Below are 20,365 nucleotides of genomic sequence, written 5' to 3'. Positions count from 1 at the left end.
AGACAAAGCCGCGTCATACCGCCGCCAATGACGTCGACCTAAACGACTCAGTTAGGCGGCGAAGTCGTCGGCGATCTCGATGTGGATGGGGCTGTGCCAGAGCTCGATGACCATGGGCTTGCGCGGCGGCGGTGCTGGCTGGTCCTCGGTGGACGCGTCGGTGAGGCGGCGGGTGCCGGTGTGGTCGACGAGGTAGAAGCCGCCGTGGGGGTCGCGCCACATGTAGATGCCGGGGAAGGGCTGCTTGACCTGCCAACCCGCGCCATGCGTCTTGATCCGGTGGTGCAGGGTGGTCATCGGCCCGTAGTTGCCCACCCCGCTGACACCACCCTGGTCGTAGGGGATGGTGTGGTCGATCTGCATGCCCGGTGAGGTGCAGGAGGCGAAGGGGAAGGTGTCGGCCGGCGTCATCAGATGCACGGCCCGCCTATGTCGGTCGGGGATCTCGTAGGAATCCACCGGGGCTTGGTCGGCGAGGTCGAGGACCGGACGGATCGTGAACCGCGCGTGCGGGCCGAGGAACCGGCGGACCCACGCCTGGGTGACCGGACCATGGCCCTCGACCCGGACGATCCCCTCGGAACTCTGGGTGCGGTCGGCGTCGGGGTCGGCGTAGGTGTGCACGTACAGGCACACCTGCGGCAGCAGGTCCGCCAGGTCGGTGTCGGCCGGCGCGCCGGAGACCAGCAGCAGGAAGGCGTGCACCCGCCGGTCATCCTCACTCTGCAGGTGGGGGGCGTCGGGCAGGGTGTCGGCGAGCTGCTTGGCTCGTTGGGTGACGTAGTCGTCGATGGCCTCGATGGTGGGCAGGTCGGCGTGCACCAGGAACGAGGCCATTCCATGGGTCTGGTCGGCGACGGTGCGGCGGACCTTCTTGGCGAACCTCGCCTTGGCGGCGCGCTCCTCCTTCTCCCGGGCCGCCTCGGGGGCGGCCTGGGCGACCGTGCCGGCCACCAGCTCCTCGAACCGGGACCAGGGCAGCCGCCCGTCCGCGGACTCGAAGACGCGAGCATCGACGTAGGCCGCCTGCTCGGCGGCGAGGGTCCGGGTCTTGGTGGTCACGTAGCGGGCATAGGAGGCGCGGACCTCCCCGGCCTCGACCCGCGCCCACAGGCGCGGGAACCGGTGCTGCAGGTCCAGGGCGTCCCCGATCAGAGACGCCGCCGCATACGGTGAGCGGCCGATCCGGGCCCCGAACTCCGCGGCCGCGAACTCGCTCACCTCCGGAGTCCCCTCCCCACCCAGCCGACGCGCCCGTTCGCGACCCGGCAAGTCCACCTCGACCGGATCCAGCCGGTTCGCCGGGTGCACGATCGCCCACTGATACGCCAGCCGCAACAGCTCGGTCTCCGCGTCACGAATCGACCGCGCGCACGCACCGGCCAGGTCGAGGATCCGCTCCTCCGACCGGTCCGCCCAATCGCGTGCCGTGCTCATGAGACCAGTACAACAGGGGCCACCGACAGTCCCTCCGAGCCCGTGTTTGCCCAGGTCAGAGAGGGTGCGAGGTCCTGCGGGGGCGCGGGGTTTCGAGGCTCGCTGCGCTCACATCTCAACCTCCGCCGACGGTGACCACGTCATCTCGTTCCCGCCACCGCAAACACGGACGTCTCGCAGGCCGACAACGGTCCGCGCGGTGACCGGGTCAGCGTCAGATGAGCGTCAGGGTGATCGTCGACCCGAAGGGCACCATCTCGCCGCCGCCGGGGTCCTGGGAGAACACGTAGCCCAGGCCCAGATAGCCCGAGGCCTTCTCGGTGACGACCCGGAAGCCGAGCGCCTCGAGCGTCGCGGTCGCGGCGTCGACCCCCTGCGCGCGCACGGAGGGGACCTCGACCAGGTGCGGGCCCTTGGAGACGACGAACGAGACGCTGTCCCCGCGATGCAGCGTGGTGCCGGCGGGCGGGTCCATCGAGATCACGTCGCCGGCGGCGACGTCGTCGTTGTACTCCTCGCTGGCGACAGCGGCGTCGAGCCCCTTGCCCTCGGCCCAGGCCATCGCCTCGTCGGCGTCCTTGCCGACCCAGTCCTTGAGCGTGACCGGCTTGGGGCCCTTGCTGACCACGAGGTCGACGGCGGCGTCGGGGCGCAGCGTCGTCCCGGCCTTGGGCGAGCTCGAGATGACGACGCCCTTCTCGACGGTGTCGGACCACTTCTCGGTGCTGGTGCCGAAGGCGAGATGGGTCTCGGCGAGGGCGTCCTGGGCCTGGTCAACGGTCAGCCCCTTCAGCTTCGGCACGTCGTAGCGCTCCTTGCCCAGCGAGAGCACGACGGTGACGGTGCCGCCGTCGAGCACCTTCGACCCGGGCTCCGGGTCGGTGGCGACCACCCGGCCGGCGGGAACCGTCTCGGAGTAGGCCTTGTCGCCCCACGCGACGTCGAGGCCGGCCTCGTCGAGCCGCTGCTCCGCGGCCGCCTTCGTCAGGCCGAGCACCCCGGGCGTCGAGGTGTAGCGCCCGTCGAGGAACCACCAGGCGCCCGCGCCGGCACCGGCCACCAGGAGCAGGGCTGCCAGCAGCAGGACCAGGCCGCGGCGGGAGCGTCGTGGCCGTCTCGGCGGCGGGGTACGCCGCTCCGGTCCCGCGGACGGTGGTGAGGCCGAAGGGCGTTCGAGCAGCTGGATGGGCGTCGTCCGGTCGACGACCGCCTCGTCCGGGATGGCCAGCTCGACGGGCTGGGTCTGCAGCAGGAGCGGGGTCAGGTCGGCCGTCAGGTCCGGGTCGTCGTGGACGCCCTCGGCCAGCGCATGGCTGACCCGGTGCAGCTGGTGCAGGAGCACGCCGGCGTCCGCCGGCCGCAGGCCGCGGTCGCGGGCGGTGGCGCGGGCGACGAGCGCGTCGACGTACGCCGGGATCCCGGGCTCGAGCGTGGAGGGCGCCGGGACGTCCTCGTGGACGTGCTTGTAGGCGACCTGGATCGGCGTCTCGCCCTCGTGCGGCTTGCCGCCGGTGAGCAGCTCGAAGAGCACCACGCCGGCGGCGTACACGTCGGCGCGGGCGTCGGCGCGGCCGTCGACGACGAGCTCGGGGGCCAGGTAGGAGACGGTGCCGATCAGCACCCCGCCGGTCGCGGTGTGCTGGGTGTCGGCGCTGACCGCGCGGGCCAGTCCGAAGTCGGCGACCTTCACCCTGCCGTCGGCGGCGATCAGCACGTTCTCCGGCTTCACGTCGCGGTGGATGATGCCCGCCCGGTGGGCGGCCGCCAGCGCGGACAGCACCGGCTCTATCAGTGCGAGCGCCCGAGCCGGGGGCATCGGGCTCTCCTTGCGGATCACGTCGCGCAGGGTGACGCCCTCGACCAGCTCCATCGCCAAGAAGACCGTGCCGTGGTCGTCGCCCTGGTCGTAGACCGCCACGACGTTGGGGTGCGAGAGCCGCGCCGCCGAGCGTGCCTCGCGCACGAACCGCGCGGCGAACTCGTCGTCGTCGCCCAGGCCCGGGTGCATCACCTTGACCGCCACGGTGCGGTCGAGGCGGATGTCGGTGGCCTCGTAGACGCTGGCCATGCCGCCGCGGGCGATCCGGGCGCCGATCCGGTAGCGGCCCTCCAGCAGCCGGCCGGTCATGGGGTCGCCAGCCGCGTCGGCGCCCGCGTGGGCGTGCCGATCTGACTGCCGGTCTGGCGGCACAGCGACCCTCCTGCGCACCTGTTGGGGAAGGACCAGGTTGCTCAATCGTACGGACGCGGGGGCCCGGGAGCGTGCTGAGCCGCCTCCGGCGTGGCGTGGGCCACGGTGGAAGACTGGTGGCCATGAACCAGCCACGACTCGCCGACGCCGACCTCGCCGCCCTCGTCCCCGAGTGGCTGGACTGGGCCGAGACCGCCCGGCGGCTCGGCGTCACGGTCGCGAAGGTGCGCACGATGATCCGTGAGCACGAGCTCGCCGCCGCCGTGCCGACGCCGGGCGCCGGCCAGCAGGTGCCGGCCGCCTTCATCCAGGACGGCGTCGTCGTCAAGGGCCTGCCCGGGCTGCTCACGATGCTGCACGACGGCCGCTACGACGACCGCGAGTGCATCGCCTGGCTGTTCACCGACGACGACCTGCCCGGTCGCCCGATCGACGCCCTGCGCGAGAACCGGGGCTCGGAGGTCAAGCGCCGGGCCCAGGCGATGGCCCTCTAGCGGCAGCTCGGGACGCCGGCCGCACGCGCGACCGGTCGGGCTCAGACCACCCGCTGGGTGGCGGCCGACGCCAGCTGGCGCAGCACCCGACGGGCGTCGTCGTGGATGTCGGCCTTGTCCAGCGCGGTGACGGCGTGCGTGGCCAGTTCGGTGATGACCGCCTCGACCTGGGCGTGCGCCCCCGAGGCGGCGATGATGCGGCGCAGCTCGGAGACCTGCTCGACCGTGAGCGCGGTGCCGAGCGAGCGGTCGAGGAGGGCGGCGTCGGCCGGGGGCGCGGCGTCGAGGGCGAGGGCGACCAGCACCGTGCGCTTGCCCTCGATCAGGTCGTCGCCGGCCGGTTTGCCGGTCGTCTCCGGGTCGCCGAACACGCCGAGGAGGTCGTCCCGGAGCTGGAAGGCCTCGCCCAGCGGCAGCCCGAACGCCGACAGCTCCGCCATCGTCTCCGGGCCCGCCCCGGCCAGCGCCGCACCGATGTGCAGCGGCCGCTCGATGGAGTACTTCGCCGACTTGTAGCGCAGCACCGTCATCGCGGTCTCGACGTCCGCGCGGCCGCGGGCCTGCACCGACACGTCGAGGAACTGCCCGGCGATCACCTCGGTGCGGCAGCGGTCGAAGACCTCCAACGCCGGGGCGACCTGGGCGATCGGGAGGCCGCAGCGGCGGAGCAGCTCGTCGGCCCAGCTCAGCAGCAGGTCGCCGAGCAGGATCGCCGCGGCCGCGCCGTACTGCTCGGGGTCGCCGCGCCAGCCGGCCGCGCGGTGCTCGCTCTCGAACAGGCGGTGGGTGGCGGGGTGGCCGCGGCGGGTGTCGGAGGCGTCCATCAGGTCGTCGTGGACCAGCGCGCTGGCGTGCAGCAGCTCCAAGGAGGCACAGGCGCGCACCAGCGCGGTCTCGTCGGGTACGTCGGCGGCGACCGCCCGGTGGCCCCAGTAGCAGAACGCCGCCCGGAAGCGCTTCCCGCCGGAGACCGACGTGTGCGCCTCGCGCACGAGCCGCGCGGCGTCACCGCCCAGTGGGCCGAGCTGGCCGGCCTGCTCGTCGACGAAGGCGTCGACCGCGGTCTGGATGCGGTCCCGGAAGGACGCGCTGTCCCAGTCGCCCTCGCTCGCCCTCACGGCCCCGAGACTAGCCAGTGGACGCCACCGGGCGGCGGCCGGTCCCGAACCTAGGATGTCGCCCATGGCGAACCAGCGGACCCGGAGGATCGGCGACCTCGTCCGCGAGGGCGAGCGGTCCTTCTCGTTCGAGTTCTTCCCTCCGCGCGACGAGGCGGGGGAGGAGCAGCTCTGGTGCGCGATCCGCGAGCTCGAGTCGTTCCGGCCCACCTTCGTCTCGGTGACGTACGGCGCGGGCGGGACCACGCGACACTCCACGGTCCGGATCACCGAGCGGATCGCCGCGGAGACGTCGCTGACCGCGATGGCGCACCTGACCTGCGTGGGGCACACCCGCGCCGAGCTCGAGACGATCCTCGACACCTACGCCGAGGCCGGCATCGGCAACGTGATGGCGCTGCGGGGCGACCCGGCCGAGGGCCCGCGGGCCGAGTGGGCGCCCACCGACGGCGGGCTGACCTACGCCGAGGAGCTGGTCCGGCTGGTCCGCGGGCGCGGCGACTTCAGCGTCGGCGTGGCGGCGTTCCCCGAGGGGCACCCGTCCGCGACCTCGCTCGACCACGACGCCGACGTGCTCGTCGCGAAGGCCCGGGCCGGCGCGGAGTTCGCCGTCACCCAGATGTTCTTCCGCGCGTCCGACTACTTCGCGCTCGTCCAGCGGGTCCGCGACCGCGGCGTGGACCTGCCGATCCTGCCCGGCATCATGCCGATCCTGAACCTGGCCAACATCCGGCGCCAGGGCGAGCTGATCGGCACCGAGGTGCCGGCCGAGGTGGTCCGCCGGATCAGCGCCCACGACGGCGACCCGATGGCGATGCGGGCCGAGGGCATCGCGATCGCGGCCGAGCTCTGCGACGAGCTCCTCGCCGGGGGCGCGCCGGGCCTGCACTTCTACACGCTCAACCGGTCCAAGGCGACCCGCGAGATCTTCGCCGCCCTCAACCTCCCCGTCTGATCGCGCGGCGGCCGCTCGGTCAGGCCGGCCCCACCTCGGCCGCCACCAGCGCCGCGGAGAGCCCCACGAACGGCAGCCCGGCGCCCGGGGTGGCGTGCGCGCCCGCGGCGTACACGCCCGGCACCGGCGTGGTCGGGCCGAGCCGCTGGCGCACCGTCGCCCGGCCCTGCCAGAGCACCCCCATCGGCGACCCGCTCCACCGCTCGACCTGGTCCCGCGGGCTGCGGTCCACCCGGGTGACGACGTGGGGCCGCAGGTCGATGCGGTGCCGGGCCAGCGCCCGGAGGATGTCCTCGGAGAGCCGGCCGCGGCCGTGCACGGTGAGCGCGGCGCCGCCGTCCGGGGCGCTGCCACCGGTGCGCACCACGAGGGTCGGGTCGCCGTGCAGCACCAGCTCGTGGGGCAGGTCGGCCGGTGCGGTGTCGAGCCCGACGTGCACGACGACCGGCGGGATCGCGGGCATGGTGCGCACGACGTACGGCGCGAGCGCGGGCAGCCGGCGCGGGTCGACGGCACACACCACGACCTCGGCGTCCAGGTCCCCGGCGGTGGTGCGCACGGCGACGGCGCGGCCGTCGCTGACCACGACGTCGGTGGCCTCCGTCCCGGTCAGCGTGGTGACCCCCCGGGTGGCCAGCCGGTCGGCGAGCGCCGCGCCGAGGCGGGCCATCCCGCCCTCGACGGTCCAGGCGCCGAAGCGCTGCTCGACGTAGGCGGTCACGCCCAGCCAGGCCGGCACGTTGCGCAGGTCGTGGCCCTCGGCGACCAGGGGGTGCCCGGCGACCATCCGCAGCCGCTCGTCCCTGAAGGTGCGCTTGAGCCGCCGGGCCAGCGTCTCGCGGCTGTCCAGACGGGCGGCCAGGTCACCCGGCAGGTCGTCGGGCCGCCACGGGTTCTCGAGGTAGCCGCGGCGCAGCACGTCCCAGTCCTCGGCGTACGACGCCACGTGGTCGACCCAGCGCTGGCCGAGCCCGGGCGCCAGGTCGTCGAACGCGCGCAGCTGCGCGGCCCGGCCGGACGCCACCCGCACGGCGGTGCCGTCCTCGAAGCGGTGCTCGCGCACCAGGTCGAGCGGCACCAGCTCCAGCTCGCGCTCGACAGGCCGGCCCGACTTGCGGAACAGGTCGCGGATCACCGCGGGCAGCAGGGTGTACGTCGGGCCCGCGTCCCAGGAGAACCCTTCCGCGCTCACCTCCGACAGGGCGCCGCCGAGCCGGGCCGCGCGCTCGACCAGCGTGACCTCGTGGCCGAGCTTGGCCAGGCGGACGGCCGAGGCGAGCCCGCCGAAGCCGCCACCCGCCACCACGACCCGTGCCATGGGGCGAACCCTAGAGCCCGGGATCCCGGATCAGGACTCCGCGTCGAGCACCCGGCGCAGCGAGTCCGCGTCGCGACCCACCACCGTGGTCCCGTCCGCGGCGGTGATGATCGGCCGCTGGAGCGCCCGGGGGTGCGCGGCCAGCGCCGCCAGCCAGTCCGCGCGGTGCGCGGCGTCGCGCGGCAGGTCGATGCCCTCCTCGGCGGCCTCCTTCGAGCGGGCCACGTCCCACGGCTCCAGGCCGAGGCGGTCGACCACCTCACCGAGCTCGGCCGCGGTCGGCGGCTGGTCGAGGTAGCGCCGCACGGTGTACTCGACCCCGGCGGCGTCCAGCTCGGCCACGGCGGTGCGGCACTTCGAGCACGCCGGGTTGAGCCAGATCTCCATCACTCCACCTCCATCGTGGGCGCGCCGGTCATCGCGGCGAGCTCGTCGTACGTCGTCGAGAAGACCGCGGCGGGATGCCCGGCGGCCGCCCACACGACGTCGTACCGGCGCAGCCACGAGTCCAGGTACGTCGGGACCTCCGACGGATGCCCGATCGGGGAGACCCCGCCGATCGCCTGTCCGGTGTGCTCGCGCACGAACTCCGGCGTGGCCCGCTTGAGCTTGGTCACACCCAGCGCGGCCGCGACCTTCGTCGTGTCGACGCGATGGGCACCCGAGGTCAGAATGAGCACCGGCGAGCCGTCGGCGTCGAACAGCAGGCTGTTGGCGATCGCGCCCACCTCGCAGCCGAGCGCCTCGGCGGCCAGCGCGGCGGTGTGCACGGAGTCGGGCAGGATGACGACCTGGCCGGTGCCGCCCCGGCGCCGGTGGTCGTCACGGAACCGCGTGATCGTCGGGTGCTCGGTGGTCATACTGCGAGACCCTAGAGTCTTCGAGGAAGTCGGTTCGAGCAGGGGAGAGGAGCGGGGATGAGTGAGCAGCGGCCCGTGGCCGTGACCGGCGCCATCTGGGTGCTGGTGGCCGTGGTCGTGACGAGCGGCGTGACGGCGTTGCTGACGCTGGTCTTCGGTGACGAGCTGGACGCCTCCTGGGCCGCGGACCGGACCGACCTGGGCTCGGTCGAGCCGCCCGCCTTCGCGCCCGTGGCGATCACGATGTTCGTGGTGGTCGCGGTGCTGGCGATCATCCTGCTGCTCTTCCTCGGACAGGGCCACAACTGGGCCAGGGTGCTGCTCAGCGCGCTGGTCGTGATGATGGCGATCGCGACGCTCGCGAGCCTGCGCGCCGACCCACCGACGCTCTTCCTGGTGCTCTCCGTGGTCGCCCTGTCGCTGGACCTGACGGCCGCCGTCCTGCTGTGGCACCCCGACACCCGGGCCTTCACCCGCGCGCTGCCGGAATCGGCCCCGCCGCGCTGACCCCGTCCGGTGCTCACGCCGCACCGGACGCGGGGCCGACCCCGCCCTTGACGCCCGGGGGGCGGCGGGGTGTACCGTGATGGTGTTCGAACAGATGTTCGATCATACCTCGGCGGGGACGACCTCGACCCCCGTCCCCGTCGAGGGCCGGTCCGCCGGTGTTGCCAGGGGTCACCGGTCAGGGGTCGACGGAGAGGACCTCGATGAACCCCTACGCCCTACCCGCCACCACCCACTCCTACCTCGCGCGCTCCGCGGAGTCGCTGAGCGAGGCGATCGCCGCGACCGACGTCCCGGCCCGTTACGCGCATGCCCACGTCGCCGCGCTGCGCGCCGCCGCCGCGCTGCTCGCCGCCCGCGCCCACCCCGAGCCGGCGCGGCGCCGCCCGCAGCGCAACGCCTGGGTGCTGCTGGCCGAGGTGGCGCCGGAGCTGGCGGAGTGGGCCCGGTTCTTCGCCGCCGGCGCGGCCAAGCGGGCGGCCGCCGAGGCGGGTTCGACCCGCGCGGTCTCCGAGCGCGAGGCCGACGACCTGGTCCGCGACGCCGACCGGTTCCTCGCCGTCGTGGAGCGTTCGCTCGGCCTGGTGCCGCATCCCGCGGCCTCGCCGTGGGCGGCGGCGGTGCGCGCCGGCTGACGGAGCGGCTCTCGGGGGTCCTAGGGTTGCCCCATGCCTCCTGACCGGCCCGGCGAACGGCCCAGCGAACGGCCCAGCGAACGGCGCACCGCGGCGCGTACGTCGGTGGTCTGGGACGCGCTGCTCCCGGCGCTGGACGGCGCCGCGCTCGACGTGCTCGACATCGGCGGCGGCACCGGGGGGTTCGCCGTCCGGGTCGCCGAGCTCGGCCACCGGGTGACGGTGGTCGACCCCAGCCCCGACGCGCTCGCGTCCCTGGACCGCCGGGCCCGCGAGGCCGGGGTCACGGTGGCCGGCCGGCAGGGCGACCTGTCCACCCTCCTCGACGTCACCGGCCCGGACGCCGCGGACGTCGTGCTGTGCCATGGGGTGCTCGAGGTCGTCGACGACCCCGGCGCCGCGCTCACCACGCTCCGCCGGGTGCTGCGCCCCGGCGGCACCCTCAGCCTCCTGGTCGGCCAGCGCCACGCCGCGGTCGTCGCCCGGGCGATGGCCGGGCACTTCGCCCAGGCGCTCGCGATGCTCGACCAGGCACCCGGCGGTCCGGCGCGGGACCACGGCGGCCGCTCCGGTCGCAGGTTCACCGAGGACGAGGTCACCGCCCTCGTCGATGGCGCCGGGTTCCAGGTCACCGCCGTGCACGGGATCCGGGTCTTCGCCGACCTGGTCCCGGGCTCCCTGCTGGACCTCGAGCCCGGGGCTGCCGCGGCCCTGGTCGACCTCGAGCGGGCGGTCTCCGAACGGGCCGAGTTCCGCCCGCTGGCGACCCAGTTGCACCTGCTCGCCCGCTGACGCGGTTCGCCGGCGCGCGGGCCGGGAACGGTTCGGTCACGAATTTCCCGAACCCGCCTACCGCGATGACCACCCGCTGCCTAGACTTGAGGCGCTGGCCGACCTACGCGGCGACCACTTGGCGAATGACCCTGAGGGGAGGAACGGTGCCACTCTCGGAAGAGGAGCTCCGACTGCTCGAGCAGATGGAGCGTGCTCTCGTCGAGGAGGACCCCAAGCTCGCCTCGACCCTGCGCGGCACGGCGTTCCGCCGCGCGGCCCGGCGCCGGGCGATCATCGCGGGCGCCTGTTTCGTCCTGGGTGTCGTGGTGCTGATGGCCGGCGCCGTCGCCCAGATCACCCCCCTCGGCATCGCCGGTTTCGTGATCATGCTGGGCTCCGCGACCGTCGCGCTGACCGCGATGCGCGGCCAGTCCGCCTCACCGGCGCCCGACCCGCGCACCCTCCAGCACCCCAGCCGAGGCGGCTTCACCGTCGTCGACGGCGGCCGCTCGGGCCGCAAGTCCCGCCGCCCGCGCCGCCACGGTCACTCCGGGCGCTCCGGCCACTCCTTCATGGAGCGCATGGACGAGCGCTGGCGTCGCCGCCGCGAAGAGGGCGGGTTCTAGCGAGGACGCGTCAGCGTCCGGTCAGTTCGCGTGGTCGACGACCCCGCCGTACCTCGCCTCGACGGTCGGCGCGACCGCCCGCGGCGCCCGGCTGACGAAGGCCAGGACCGACCGCGGCCACCAGGTCGCCCGGCGCCGGGCCGCGCGAGGAGCGCCGCCGGTCAGCGAGGCGATGCAGGTCCGGCCGTCGGCACGGAGCCGGGGCCGGTCGGCGTCGGCGGGGGAGCGCGAATAGCGCAGCCGCTCGACGTCGAGCACGATCCGGTCCAGCGCCGCCGCCCCCTCGGGCGCGATGTCGGCGCCGTGGGCGGGTCGCTCGGCACTGGTCGCGTCCACCGGCAGGCCGAGGTGGTCCACGAGGACGTCGCGGGTCGCCCGCGGGGATCGGCCCGCCGGCCACGGCACGCCCAGGTCCAGTGCGGTGTCGTGCAGCTCGGCCCAGATCGCCTCCGGTCCCGCCACCGTGAGGCGACGCGCGCGCCGGCGACGGCGGACCAGCCGGGGCAGGAGCAGGAGGCCGGCCACGACCAGCAGTCCGGCGCCGCCGCCGAGGACCGGTCCCCACGCGAGGCCGGCGTCGGCCTCGCCGTTCTGTCCGGTGTCGGCGGTCGGGTCCGCGGTCTGGGTGGCCCGGTTCGACGGCCCCGGGATGCTGGTGCTGGATTGCGTCGCCGCGGGGTCGGAGGGGTCCAGGCCGCCCGGCAGGCCGGAGACCGTGTACGACGGCACGCCGGTCGCCCGGTCGGCCGGGGTCGGCTCGAAGCGCACCCACCCGGAGCCGCGGAAGAACAGCTCGGGCCAGGTGTGCATGTCGTGCGAGCTGTAGACCCAGGTGTTGGGACCGTCCGGCTCCGGTGTCAGGAAGCCGACCGCCACCCGTGCCGGGATGCCCAGCACCCGGGCCATCACGGCCATCGCCGAGGCGAACTGCTCGCAGTACCCCACCCGGCCGTCGGGGCCGTCGCCGAGGAACGTGGTGAGAGCGTCGTACCCGTTGCCGGAGGCGTGCGTCTCCAGGGAGTAGGTGAACTCGCTGCGGAACCAGTTCTGCAGGGCCACCGCCTTGTCGAACCGCGTGGTCTGATCCTGGGTCACCTGGACGGCGAGCTGGCGCACGACCAGCGGGAGGTTCGGCGGCAGGTCCGTGAAGATCTCGCTGACCTGGCCCACGGACGAACCGGCCGCGCGCAGCCGCTTCGGGCTGAGGACCAGGTCGAGCGCGCTCATCGTGTAGTGCAGGTCCGCGGTGGTCAGGTCCCCGGGAACGGCCAGGAAGTCCATCGTGGTCGAGTCGTAGCGCCAGTCGCCCTCGGCCTGCACGTTGCTGGCCGGGAACTGCGTCGGCAGCCACCGCGACTCGAACGCCGGCAGGATGGTGACGTCGTAGGGCACTTCTTCCCGGGTCACCTCGGCGTCGACGCCCTGCGGCGGCGGCAGCGCGCCGTCGGCGCCGTGGTTGGTGGGGACGTCGCGGTCGCCGGGCGTCCACTCGACGTCGGTGAAGCGGTTCAGGTCCAGGATCCGCAGGTACGCCGGATTGGTCTCGGTCGTGGTGATCCGCACCAGGTCGGTGTCCTCGCCGCGCTTGAGGTCGCGCACCAGGTCCGCCACCGGGTTCTCGATCCGGATGTTGTCCCCGTCGCCCTTGCCGGGCCCGAAGTCGAACACGTGCAGGCCGAGGGTCGGGACGAGCAGCGGCAGCACCATCGCGAGGGCGGTGGCGGCCCCGCCGATGCCGGTGGCGGTACGCCGAACGGCGTGCGCGCCGGCTCCGAGCGAGATCGGGTCTCCGGTCTCGCGGTCCTCGGCGATCGGTCGGCCCCAGCGGCTGACGTGCTCGGCCTCCTGGAGGAAGAGCATCGCGAGGAAGCCGGCCGCCGTGCCGACGAAGACCCACCAGGCGATCGACGTCTCGATCAGGCTCACCGGGATCGTGTAGATCGTCAGCAGCGGCAGGCCCGCGAGCGGCGCCCGGCGCAGCGTGCAGGCGAGGAGGTCGACGAGCAGCAGGCAGGCCAGCCCGCACAGGATCAGCAGCGGGTCGATGGGCGGCGCGGTGGCAGGCACCGGTGCCGCGAACTCACGGGAGCTGTCCAGCGCCGCGACGATCGCCGACCGGACGTCGCCAAGGGTGCCGGTGCCCGGGACCAGCGACCCGGTGATGAGCATGCTGGCGACGAGGCCCGAGACGACGACCTGGGCGGCGACCACGGCCGGTCCGGGCCACCGCCACCACCTGGTTGCCGTGCCGGTCGCCGCGACCACGATTCCCAGCAGGAGCAAGGGGTTCAAGAAGCCGCCGGGCGCCTGCGTGAAGCCCCGCCAGGCGTACACCGCGACCAACGTGGTCGTGGCGGCCACCGCCGCGAGGAGGGCGCTCGACGAGAGGCTGCCGCGGGACCGGGTGAGTGCGGCCATCACACGGTCGCCTCCGAGGCACTCCGGCTGACGACGCGGGAGCGCTGCGCGCTCGTGTGCCCGAGCTCCTGCCACACGGACTCGAGCCGGTCGCGCGGGCCGAGCGGCACCGCTCGCCAGCCCTGCTGGCCGAGGGCCGGGGTTGCGCCCACGCCGGCCGGCGCGCCGGTCCAGGCGTCGACGTCGAGCGCGATCGCGAGTGCCGACCCGGCCTGGTGCTGCATCCGGCGCAGCACCGGGAGGTCGGCGGGCAGGATGCCACCGAAGACGGCGACCGTCAGCCCGCCGTGGGCACCCTCGGCCAGCCACGCAGTGTCGAGGCGGGACTGGTGGGTCGCCTGCACCACCGCGAGGGCCTCCATCAGCGGCCCGGTGTTGAGGTCGGCGTCGCGCAGGTGCCAGGCGCTGCTGGGGTCCTCGCCCAGCGCGGTGACCAGGCGTACGGCGAAGCCGCGGTGGCTCAGGTGCACCGCGATCGACGCGGCGGCGGAGACGGCCGCCTCCAGCGAGGATGCGATGCCCTGTCCCCGGTGGGCCAGCACCCGGTTGTCGAGGACCAGCGTCGCCCGGGACTGCCACGGCTGCTCCTCGCGCCGCACCATCAGCTCGCCGAGCCGGGCCGAGCTGCGCCAGTGCACCCGGCGCAGGTCGTCGCCCTGGCGGTACTCCCGGACAGTGACGTCCTCGGCGCTGCCGGTGGCGAAGGCGCGGGGCCGGTTGTCACCGGACCCGGTCCAGGCGCCACCGAGCGGAATCTGGGGGAGTGGCACCGTGCGTGGCGTCACGGTCAGCGGCACGGTGGTGCGGAACGTGCGGCCCAGCTCGACCAGCCCGAAGGGGTCGGTGACCCGCACCGACATCGGCCCGATCTCGAAGCGGCCGCGCACGTCGGAGCGGACCTGGTAGCTGACGGTCTGCCGCCAGCCGGAGCCGATGCCCTCGACGACGAAGCGCGGGCGGGTGCCGAGCACGTAGGGCACCTGGTCCTCCAGCAGCAGCACGCCGTTCGGCGTACGGCCCTCGTTGCTCAGGGCCAGCGACACCCGGGCCGGCTGGCCCGCGGCGACCAGCTGTGGAGTGACCGTGCGGACCAGGGCCAGCCGGTACCGGTTGCGCCCCACCACCCATGCCGTGAGCAGCGGGAGGACCAGGACGAGCACGCCGATCCGGGTCAGGGCGGTCTGGTCGAGGGCGATCGCGCACACGACGGCGGTGATGCCGGCCGCCAGGAACGCCCGGCCACGGACCGTCAGCCCGGCCAGCGCCTCTCTCATCGCAGCCCCCTCATCGCCGAGCCCTCACCGCAGGCCGCCGGTCGCCGCGATCAGCGCGCGGCGCCGTCGGGCACCGCGACGTTCCCGAGGACGGCGTCGAGGATCGCGGTGGTCGACCGTCCGCTCATCGCGGCCTCGACGCTCGGCAGCAGCCGGTGCGCCAGCACCGGGCGCGCCAGCCGGGTCACGTCGTCGGGCAGCACGTAGTCGCGGTCGGACATCGCTGCCGCGGCCTTCGCGGCGCGCACCAGGTGCAGCGTGGCGCGGGGCGAGGCGCCCAACGTCAGCTCCTCGGAGCGCCTGGTCGCCGCCGTGATCGCGACCGCGTAGCGCTGCACCGCGTCGGAGACGTGGACCTGGCCCACGATCCCGATCAGCTTGCGCACCTCGGCCGCGTCGGTGACCGGCTCGAGGTCGTCGAGAGGGTTGCCGCGGGTGTGCGAGTTGAGCATCGCGATCTCCGCCGCCTCCACCGGGTAGCCCACCGAGACCCGCGCCATGAACCGGTCGCGCTGGGCCTCCGGCAGCGCGTAGGTGCCCTCCATCTCGATGGGGTTCTGGGTGGCGATCACCATGAACGGCTGCTCGAGCTGGTAGGTCGTGTTGTCGACGGTGACCTGGCGCTCTTCCATGCACTCCAGGAGCGCGGACTGGGTCTTGGGCGAGGCCCGGTTGATCTCGTCGCCGACCACGATGTTGGCGAACACCCCGCCGGGACGGAACTCGAACTCGCGGGTGTTCTGGTTGAACACCGACACCCCCGTGACGTCGGAGGGCAGCAGGTCAGGGGTGAACTGGATCCGCCGCACCGAGGAGTCGATGCTGCGGGCCAGGGCCTTGCTGAGCTGGGTCTTGCCCACGCCCGGGACGTCCTCGATCAGCAGGTGACCCTCCGCGAGCAGCACCACCAGGGAGGCGTGGACGACGTCGGGCTTGCCCTCGATCACCCGCTCGACGTTGGCCCGCACCCGGCCCACCACGCGCGCCAAGGTCTGGAGGTCGGCACCGCCCGTCTCAGTTCCCACCGTCTGCGTCCTCCCTGCCCGTGACCCGTGTCACCGGATGGTCCCCAACCGTAGTCGTGCCGGAAACCTACGACGTCTGATCCTTGCTGCATCCGACTCCTGGGATCACGTTTTGGTTGCGCTCCTGGTTCGACGGCGGCGAGCGGAGTGCTCCCAGCCGCTCCACTGCGCCCCACCGGCGGCCGCGGGCTCCCCACCGGCGCACCACCGCGACCGTGAACCGGCGAGAACCCGCCCTCCTGAACCCACGCTGACCTGCGGAAACACGCCGTACGCCGGTGTCGTTGGCCGCGCCGCTCGGGACGGCGCGGCGACCCGTCGTGCGCCGGGTGCGCACTCCGGCGCGCCGGAAACGGCTCGGCAACACGCGCATTGTGGTTGACGGTGGTGCAAAGTGGCGTAAAGTGGAGCGCAGTGGAGGAAGGGTCACGCTGAGTGACCGGAGTGGAGGCGCCCGATGAACTTCTTGGGCACCTACACCCCGAAGCTCGACGAGAAGGGCCGGCTGTTCCTCCCGGCGAAGTTCAGGGACCGACTCGCGGAGGGGCTCGTGGTGACCCAAGGTCAGGAGAACTGCCTGGTCGTGTGGCCCACGGACGTCTTCATGGAGGAGGCCCGCCGGGCCCAGGCGACCCCGATGACGGTGCGCGGAGCCCGGGACTACGCCCGGGTGCTGTTCGCCGGCGCCGACGAGGGGGCGCTCGACAAGCAGGGCCGGATCAACATCGCGGCCCCGCTGCGCGAGTACGCCGCCCTGGACCGCGAGGTCGTCGTCATCGGCGTCATGGACCGGATCGAGATCTGGGACCCGGTGCGGTGGCGGGAGTACTCCGCCGGCGCCCAGGCCAAGTTCGCCGAGCTCGACGAGCAGCCCGCGCACACCTCGGGATAGCAGCACCCGCCAGCACCCGCCAGCACCCGCCAGCACCCAGCAGGACACAACAGCACAGCGATCCGCAGGACGAGGTCTCGAGCCCGCTCCCGCCGCCATCTGGGGCACCTTCCCCGGTTCCAGACGGCACGTCATCTGGGGCACCTTCCCCGGTTCCAGATGGCCCTTCCCACGTCGTCAGACCGGGAGCGGGCAGGGACCTGGTCAGGCGGATCGCCTATTCACTGCTCGATTTCCGGGACACGAGGGTCGAACTCATGAGCATCGCGCCAGCACAGGCACCGATCGGGCCACGGGTCGACCCGGCGCGCCGGGTCCGGCACCAGGCCCGCGACGCGGCGACCGTGATGGCGTTCTCCGCCGCGACCTCGCTCGGGGTGGCCCTCGCGTTCCTGCTCCTCGCACTGCTGGCGCGTCAGGTCTGACATGAGCGGCCCCTCCCACGTCCCGGTCCTGCTCGACCGGGTCGTCGCCCTGCTGGCCCCGCCGCTCGAGCGGGAGGGCTCCGTCCTGGTCGACGCCACCCTGGGCCTCGGCGGCCACACCGAGGCGGTGCTCACCCGCTTCGACCTGGCGCGCGTGGTCGGCATCGACCGCGACCCGGAGGCGCTCGCGCTCGCGGGCCGGCGGCTGGCGCCGTTCGGGGACCGCTTCACCGGGGTGCACGCCGTGTACGACGAGCTCCCGGACGTGCTGGCCCGGCTCGGCCTGGACGCGGTGGACGCCGTGCTCTTCGACCTCGGCGTCTCCTCGATGCAGCTCGACGTGCGCGAGCGCGGCTTCGCGTACGCCGAGGATGCCCCCCTCGACATGCGGATGGACGGCAGCACCGGCCCGACGGCGGCCGACGTGCTCAACACCTACGCCGCCGCCGACCTGGCCCGGATCCTGCGGGAGTACGGCGAGGAGCGGTTCGCCCGCAAGATCGCGGCCGCCGTGGTGCGCGAGCGGGCCAAGGAGCCGTTCACCCGGTCCGGTCGGCTGGTCGAGCTCCTCTACGCGGAGATCCCAGCGCCGGCCCGGCGTACCGGCGGCCACCCCGCCAAGCGCACCTTCCAGGCGCTGCGGATGGAGGTCAACGACGAGCTCGCCGTGCTGCGACGGGCGATCCCCGCCGCCATCGACGCCATCGGCGTGGGCGGCCGGGTCGTCGTCGAGTCCTACCACTCGCTGGAGGACCGGCTGGTCAAGCAGGCGTTCGTGGCCGCCTCCCGGCTCGACGTCCCCGAGGACCTGCCGTTCGTGCCCGCCGGCCACGAGCCGGCCCTGCGCCTGGTCACCCGGGGCGCCGAGAAGGCGGGCCCCGAGGAGATCGCCCTGAACCCGCGCGCCGCCTCGGTCCGGCTGCGCGCGATCGAGCGCACGAGCAAGGGAGCAGCAGCATGAGCAGTCCGATGCCCCAGGCCCGCTCGCGGATGCCGCGGATCGCCGAGCGTGCCGTCGAGCGGGCCCGGCTCACCGTCGTCCCACGCACCCGTGCGCAGGCCGCGCGGATGCCGTTCGTCGCGCTGGTCACCCTGGTGTTGCTCGGCGGCGTCGTCGGCCTGCTGCTGTTCAACACCTCGATGCAGCAGTCCTCGTTCGCGGCGACCGCGCTCGAGGGCCAGGCCACCACCCTCGCGGCACGGCAGCAGGGCCTCCAGATGGACCTCGACCGGCTCCGCGACCCCCAGCGGATCGCGGCCGCCGCCCAGAAGCTCGGCATGGTGCAGGCGTGCGGCCCGGCCTTCGTCCGGCTGGGCTCCGGCGCGGTGTCCGGCCGGCCCTGCGCCGCCGACGGCAGCGTGCCGTTCCGGATCACGCCGCCGCCGCCGGCCAAGCCCGCGGTGCTCGACCCGGCACCGAACGTCGTGCACGTGACCGCCCCCGCGGCCGGCGCCGGGGAATCCGGCGACACGGCTGGCGGTGCCGCCGGGAACGGCGACGGACAGGGTAGGAAGAACCACAAGAACCAGCAGTCCCATCAGCAACAGCAGCAACAACAGCAACAACAGCAGCAGACCCGCCGCTGACCTCCCGCCGACCCAGCCGCCCCCCGACCTCCGGAGACCCCGTTGCGCCAGCCCCGTGCACCCCGCGGCTCCCGCCGCGGCTCTCCGCAGCTGCGGCTGCGGGTCGGCTTCGTGGTGATCGCGATGACCCTCTCGGTCTTCGGGGCGCGACTGGTCCAGCTGCAGGGCCTCGACCCGAACTCCTACGCCGCCATGGCCGCCGCCGAGGGACTGGTCGAGGTCGGCCTGCCCGCCGAGCGGGGCGACATCCTCGACCGCAACGGCAAGCCGCTGGCCGGCTCGGTCGACGGGCTGATGGTCGTCGCCGACCCGGCGATGACCGCGGAGCGGGCGCCCGAGCTGGCGCGCTTCCTCTACCGCCGGCTCGACGTCGACTACGTGACGACCCTGAACAAGCTCCGCGAGCAGGGCAGCCGCTTCGAGTACATCGCCCGTCGGGTGCCGGCCACCAAGGCCACCGAGGTGCTGGATGCCGCCGAGCGGCAGGGCTTCGAGGGACTCGACACCCGGCGCGACCCGCTGCGCGACTACCCGGCCGGTGACGTCGCGGCCAACCTGGTCGGCTTCATGGGCACCGACGAGCCCCTGGCGGGGCTGGAGCGCACCTTCGACCGCCAGCTGGCCGGCACCGACGGCTCGGCACGCTACGAGGTCGGCGGCGGCAACCGGATCCCGCTCGGCGAGAACACCGTGACCGACCCGGTCGACGGCCACGACCTGCGCACGACGCTCGACCTGGACCTGCAGTGGTACACCCAGCGCGTCCTGGGGCAGACCGTGGTCGGCGCCCGCGGCGACAGCGGCTTCGCCGTGGTCATGGACAGCCGCACCGGCGAGCTGCTGGCCGTGGCGGACTACCCCACGTTCGACGCGAACGACCCCACGTCGTCGCCGAAGGCCGACCTCGGGTCGCGGGCGATGCAGGACGTCTACGAGCCGGGCTCGGTCGAGAAGGTGCTCACGGTCAGCTCGCTGCTCGACCTCGGCCTGGTCACCCCCCGCACCAGGATCGTCGTACCCCCTCAGCTCCAGCGGGAGGACCGCCCGATCAACGACTGGTTCTCCCACGGCACCATCCACCTGACCCTCGCGGGCGTGATCGCGAAGTCCTCCAACATCGGCACCGTCCTCGCGGCCGACAAGTTCGAGCAGGGCCAGCTCTACGACTACCTGCGCGACTTCGGCCTGGGGCGGCGCACCGACATCGGGGTGCGCGGCGAGTCCCAGGGACTGCTCCCCGACGGCAGCGCCTGGACCCACCAGATGCAGGACCGCATCGCGTTCGGCCAGTCGCTCTCCGTGAACGGCGTGCAGATGGCCGCCGCCGTGAACACCATCGCCAACGACGGGGTGCGCGTCGCGCCGAGCCTGGTCCAGGGCGAGGCGACCACCGACGACGGCGACGTCGTCGGCACCGACACCACCAGCAAGCGACGGGTGATCAGCACCCGGGCGGCCCACGACACGGCGCGGATGATGGAGCGCGTCGTCGACCCGGAGGTGGGCGTCGCACCGGGCGCGGCGGTGCCCGGCTATCGGGTGGCCGGCAAGACCGGCACCGCGCAGCGGGTCGGCGCGGAGTGCGGGTGCTACGACGGCACGTTCACCGTCTCCTTCGCCGGCTTCGCTCCCGCCGACGACCCCCGGTTCACGATCTACGTCGTGGTCCAGAACCCGCGCAACGGCGGGGGCGGTGGCTCGGTCGCCGGCCCGGCGTTCGCGAAGATCATGAGCTACGCCCTCCAGCGGTACGCCGTCCCGCCGACCGGCACCAAGCCCTCCCGGCTCCCGGTCGAGTGGTAGCCGGGCGCAGCGATAGCCTCGCGTGG

At 73.8% G+C, this 20,365-nt stretch carries 20 protein-coding genes; 11 read left to right on the top strand and 9 right to left on the bottom strand.

The window, feature by feature from the left end; genetic code table 11:
- Positions 1 to 51: 51 nt before the first annotated feature.
- Complete coding sequence (locus tag NOCA_RS17125) at positions 52 to 1,437, bottom strand: DUF222 domain-containing protein (protein WP_011756523.1); 1,386 nt, start codon at positions 1,435 to 1,437, stop codon at positions 52 to 54.
- 214 nt (positions 1,438 to 1,651) lie between these two features.
- On the bottom strand, positions 1,652 to 3,565 hold the full coding sequence (gene pknB / locus NOCA_RS17120; protein WP_172419848.1) for a Stk1 family PASTA domain-containing Ser/Thr kinase: 1,914 nt from the start codon (positions 3,563 to 3,565) through the stop codon (positions 1,652 to 1,654).
- 185 nt (positions 3,566 to 3,750) lie between these two features.
- On the opposite strand from pknB, the gene NOCA_RS17115 reads away from it, so the two are divergent.
- The gene (locus tag NOCA_RS17115; protein WP_041546629.1) at positions 3,751 to 4,122 is read left to right on the top strand and encodes an Rv2175c family DNA-binding protein; all 372 of its coding nucleotides are present in this window, start codon (positions 3,751 to 3,753) and stop codon (positions 4,120 to 4,122) included.
- A gap of 41 nt (positions 4,123 to 4,163) precedes the next feature.
- Here NOCA_RS17115 and NOCA_RS17110 read toward each other — a convergent pair whose 3' ends face one another.
- Positions 4,164 to 5,240 carry a polyprenyl synthetase family protein gene (locus NOCA_RS17110; RefSeq protein ID WP_011756520.1) on the bottom strand — a complete coding sequence of 359 codons (1,077 nt, stop codon included), beginning with the start codon at positions 5,238 to 5,240 and terminating at the stop codon, positions 4,164 to 4,166.
- A gap of 64 nt (positions 5,241 to 5,304) precedes the next feature.
- On the opposite strand from NOCA_RS17110, the gene metF reads away from it, so the two are divergent.
- Complete coding sequence (metF, locus tag NOCA_RS17105) at positions 5,305 to 6,195, top strand: methylenetetrahydrofolate reductase [NAD(P)H] (protein WP_011756519.1); 891 nt, start codon at positions 5,305 to 5,307, stop codon at positions 6,193 to 6,195.
- 19 nt (positions 6,196 to 6,214) lie between these two features.
- Here the strand turns inward: metF and NOCA_RS17100 are convergent, their stop codons facing one another.
- Genes NOCA_RS17100 through NOCA_RS17090 form a run of 3 tightly spaced genes read right to left on the bottom strand, consistent with a single transcriptional unit; the run spans position 6,215 to position 8,373 of the window.
- Positions 6,215 to 7,513, bottom strand: a complete 1,299-nt coding sequence (locus NOCA_RS17100; protein WP_011756518.1) for a phytoene desaturase family protein — start codon at positions 7,511 to 7,513, stop codon at positions 6,215 to 6,217.
- Between the two features lie 30 nt (positions 7,514 to 7,543).
- Entirely contained in the window at positions 7,544 to 7,900 is a 357-nt protein-coding gene (locus NOCA_RS17095) for an ArsC/Spx/MgsR family protein (RefSeq protein ID WP_011756517.1), read from the bottom strand.
- Entirely contained in the window at positions 7,900 to 8,373 is a 474-nt protein-coding gene (locus tag NOCA_RS17090) for a YbaK/EbsC family protein (protein WP_011756516.1), read from the bottom strand. The genes NOCA_RS17095 and NOCA_RS17090 overlap by 1 nt, the downstream gene beginning before the upstream one ends.
- Positions 8,374 to 8,430: 57 nt before the next feature.
- On the opposite strand from NOCA_RS17090, the gene NOCA_RS17085 reads away from it, so the two are divergent.
- The 4 genes from NOCA_RS17085 to NOCA_RS17070 all read left to right on the top strand — a co-directional run bounded on the left by NOCA_RS17085 (position 8,431) and on the right by NOCA_RS17070 (position 10,915).
- Positions 8,431 to 8,880 carry a hypothetical protein gene (locus tag NOCA_RS17085; protein ID WP_011756515.1) on the top strand — a complete coding sequence of 150 codons (450 nt, stop codon included), beginning with the start codon at positions 8,431 to 8,433 and terminating at the stop codon, positions 8,878 to 8,880.
- Between the two features lie 203 nt (positions 8,881 to 9,083).
- Complete coding sequence (locus NOCA_RS17080; protein WP_011756514.1) at positions 9,084 to 9,515, top strand: SAV_6107 family HEPN domain-containing protein; 432 nt, start codon at positions 9,084 to 9,086, stop codon at positions 9,513 to 9,515.
- A 33-nt stretch (positions 9,516 to 9,548) separates the two neighbouring features.
- The gene (locus tag NOCA_RS17075; protein ID WP_011756513.1) at positions 9,549 to 10,307 is read left to right on the top strand and encodes a methyltransferase domain-containing protein; all 759 of its coding nucleotides are present in this window, start codon (positions 9,549 to 9,551) and stop codon (positions 10,305 to 10,307) included.
- Positions 10,308 to 10,453: 146 nt separating this feature from the next.
- Complete coding sequence (locus NOCA_RS17070; RefSeq protein ID WP_011756512.1) at positions 10,454 to 10,915, top strand: DUF3040 domain-containing protein; 462 nt, start codon at positions 10,454 to 10,456, stop codon at positions 10,913 to 10,915.
- A 21-nt stretch (positions 10,916 to 10,936) separates the two neighbouring features.
- Here the strand turns inward: NOCA_RS17070 and NOCA_RS17065 are convergent, their stop codons facing one another.
- From NOCA_RS17065 to NOCA_RS17055, 3 genes are read right to left on the bottom strand one after another with little or no spacing between them, the layout of a single operon-like run.
- Entirely contained in the window at positions 10,937 to 13,333 is a 2,397-nt protein-coding gene (locus NOCA_RS17065) for a transglutaminase family protein (RefSeq protein WP_011756511.1), read from the bottom strand.
- Positions 13,333 to 14,607: a DUF58 domain-containing protein gene (locus NOCA_RS17060; RefSeq protein WP_011756510.1), complete on the bottom strand. Its 1,275-nt coding sequence runs from the start codon at positions 14,605 to 14,607 to the stop codon at positions 13,333 to 13,335. Before NOCA_RS17060 ends, NOCA_RS17065 begins: the two co-directional genes overlap by 1 nt.
- A gap of 50 nt (positions 14,608 to 14,657) precedes the next feature.
- Entirely contained in the window at positions 14,658 to 15,596 is a 939-nt protein-coding gene (locus NOCA_RS17055; protein ID WP_443189700.1) for an AAA family ATPase, read from the bottom strand.
- A gap of 493 nt (positions 15,597 to 16,089) precedes the next feature.
- Here NOCA_RS17055 and mraZ point away from each other — a divergent pair, with 493 nt between their 5' ends.
- The 5 genes from mraZ (at position 16,090) to NOCA_RS17035 (ending at position 20,339) form a co-directional block, all read left to right on the top strand.
- Positions 16,090 to 16,524: a division/cell wall cluster transcriptional repressor MraZ gene (gene mraZ, locus NOCA_RS17050; protein ID WP_011756508.1), complete on the top strand. Its 435-nt coding sequence runs from the start codon at positions 16,090 to 16,092 to the stop codon at positions 16,522 to 16,524.
- Positions 16,525 to 16,781: 257 nt separating this feature from the next.
- Positions 16,782 to 16,949: a hypothetical protein gene (locus NOCA_RS27625; protein WP_158305678.1), complete on the top strand. Its 168-nt coding sequence runs from the start codon at positions 16,782 to 16,784 to the stop codon at positions 16,947 to 16,949.
- A gap of 1 nt (position 16,950) precedes the next feature.
- The gene (rsmH, locus tag NOCA_RS17045) at positions 16,951 to 17,910 is read left to right on the top strand and encodes a 16S rRNA (cytosine(1402)-N(4))-methyltransferase RsmH (RefSeq protein WP_011756507.1); all 960 of its coding nucleotides are present in this window, start codon (positions 16,951 to 16,953) and stop codon (positions 17,908 to 17,910) included.
- On the top strand, positions 17,907 to 18,536 hold the full coding sequence (locus NOCA_RS25960) for a hypothetical protein (RefSeq protein WP_011756506.1): 630 nt from the start codon (positions 17,907 to 17,909) through the stop codon (positions 18,534 to 18,536). The genes rsmH and NOCA_RS25960 overlap by 4 nt, the downstream gene beginning before the upstream one ends.
- A gap of 42 nt (positions 18,537 to 18,578) precedes the next feature.
- Complete coding sequence (locus NOCA_RS17035) at positions 18,579 to 20,339, top strand: peptidoglycan D,D-transpeptidase FtsI family protein (protein ID WP_011756505.1); 1,761 nt, start codon at positions 18,579 to 18,581, stop codon at positions 20,337 to 20,339.
- Positions 20,340 to 20,365 lie beyond the last annotated feature (26 nt).

This window comes from Nocardioides sp. JS614, from assembly GCF_000015265.1.
Classification (GTDB): domain Bacteria; phylum Actinomycetota; class Actinomycetes; order Propionibacteriales; family Nocardioidaceae; genus Nocardioides.
Note: the sequence above shows the minus strand (reverse complement) of the source record. Positions and strands in the feature narration are given on the sequence as shown.

Bases quoted from the DNA above. Each gene is read 5' to 3' on its own strand.
- NOCA_RS17080 (WP_011756514.1), top strand. From the start codon at position 9,084: ATGAACCCCTACGCCCTACCCGCCACCACCCACTCCTACCTCGCGCGC.
- metF (WP_011756519.1), top strand. From the start codon at position 5,305: ATGGCGAACCAGCGGACCCGGAGGATCGGCGACCTCGTCCGCGAGGGC.
- NOCA_RS17125 (WP_011756523.1), bottom strand. From the start codon at position 1,437: ATGAGCACGGCACGCGATTGGGCGGACCGGTCGGAGGAGCGGATCCTC.
- NOCA_RS17115 (WP_041546629.1), top strand. From the start codon at position 3,751: ATGAACCAGCCACGACTCGCCGACGCCGACCTCGCCGCCCTCGTCCCC.
- rsmH (WP_011756507.1), top strand. From the start codon at position 16,951: ATGAGCGGCCCCTCCCACGTCCCGGTCCTGCTCGACCGGGTCGTCGCC.
- NOCA_RS17095 (WP_011756517.1), bottom strand. From the start codon at position 7,900: ATGGAGATCTGGCTCAACCCGGCGTGCTCGAAGTGCCGCACCGCCGTG.
- NOCA_RS27625 (WP_158305678.1), top strand. From the start codon at position 16,782: ATGAGCATCGCGCCAGCACAGGCACCGATCGGGCCACGGGTCGACCCG.
- NOCA_RS17100 (WP_011756518.1), bottom strand. From the start codon at position 7,513: ATGGCACGGGTCGTGGTGGCGGGTGGCGGCTTCGGCGGGCTCGCCTCG.
- pknB (WP_172419848.1), bottom strand. From the start codon at position 3,565: ATGACCGGCCGGCTGCTGGAGGGCCGCTACCGGATCGGCGCCCGGATC.
- NOCA_RS17060 (WP_011756510.1), bottom strand. From the start codon at position 14,607: ATGAGAGAGGCGCTGGCCGGGCTGACGGTCCGTGGCCGGGCGTTCCTG.
- NOCA_RS17065 (WP_011756511.1), bottom strand. From the start codon at position 13,333: ATGGCCGCACTCACCCGGTCCCGCGGCAGCCTCTCGTCGAGCGCCCTC.
- NOCA_RS17085 (WP_011756515.1), top strand. From the start codon at position 8,431: ATGAGTGAGCAGCGGCCCGTGGCCGTGACCGGCGCCATCTGGGTGCTG.
- NOCA_RS25960 (WP_011756506.1), top strand. From the start codon at position 17,907: ATGAGCAGTCCGATGCCCCAGGCCCGCTCGCGGATGCCGCGGATCGCC.
- mraZ (WP_011756508.1), top strand. From the start codon at position 16,090: ATGAACTTCTTGGGCACCTACACCCCGAAGCTCGACGAGAAGGGCCGG.
- NOCA_RS17090 (WP_011756516.1), bottom strand. From the start codon at position 8,373: ATGACCACCGAGCACCCGACGATCACGCGGTTCCGTGACGACCACCGG.
- NOCA_RS17075 (WP_011756513.1), top strand. From the start codon at position 9,549: ATGCCTCCTGACCGGCCCGGCGAACGGCCCAGCGAACGGCCCAGCGAA.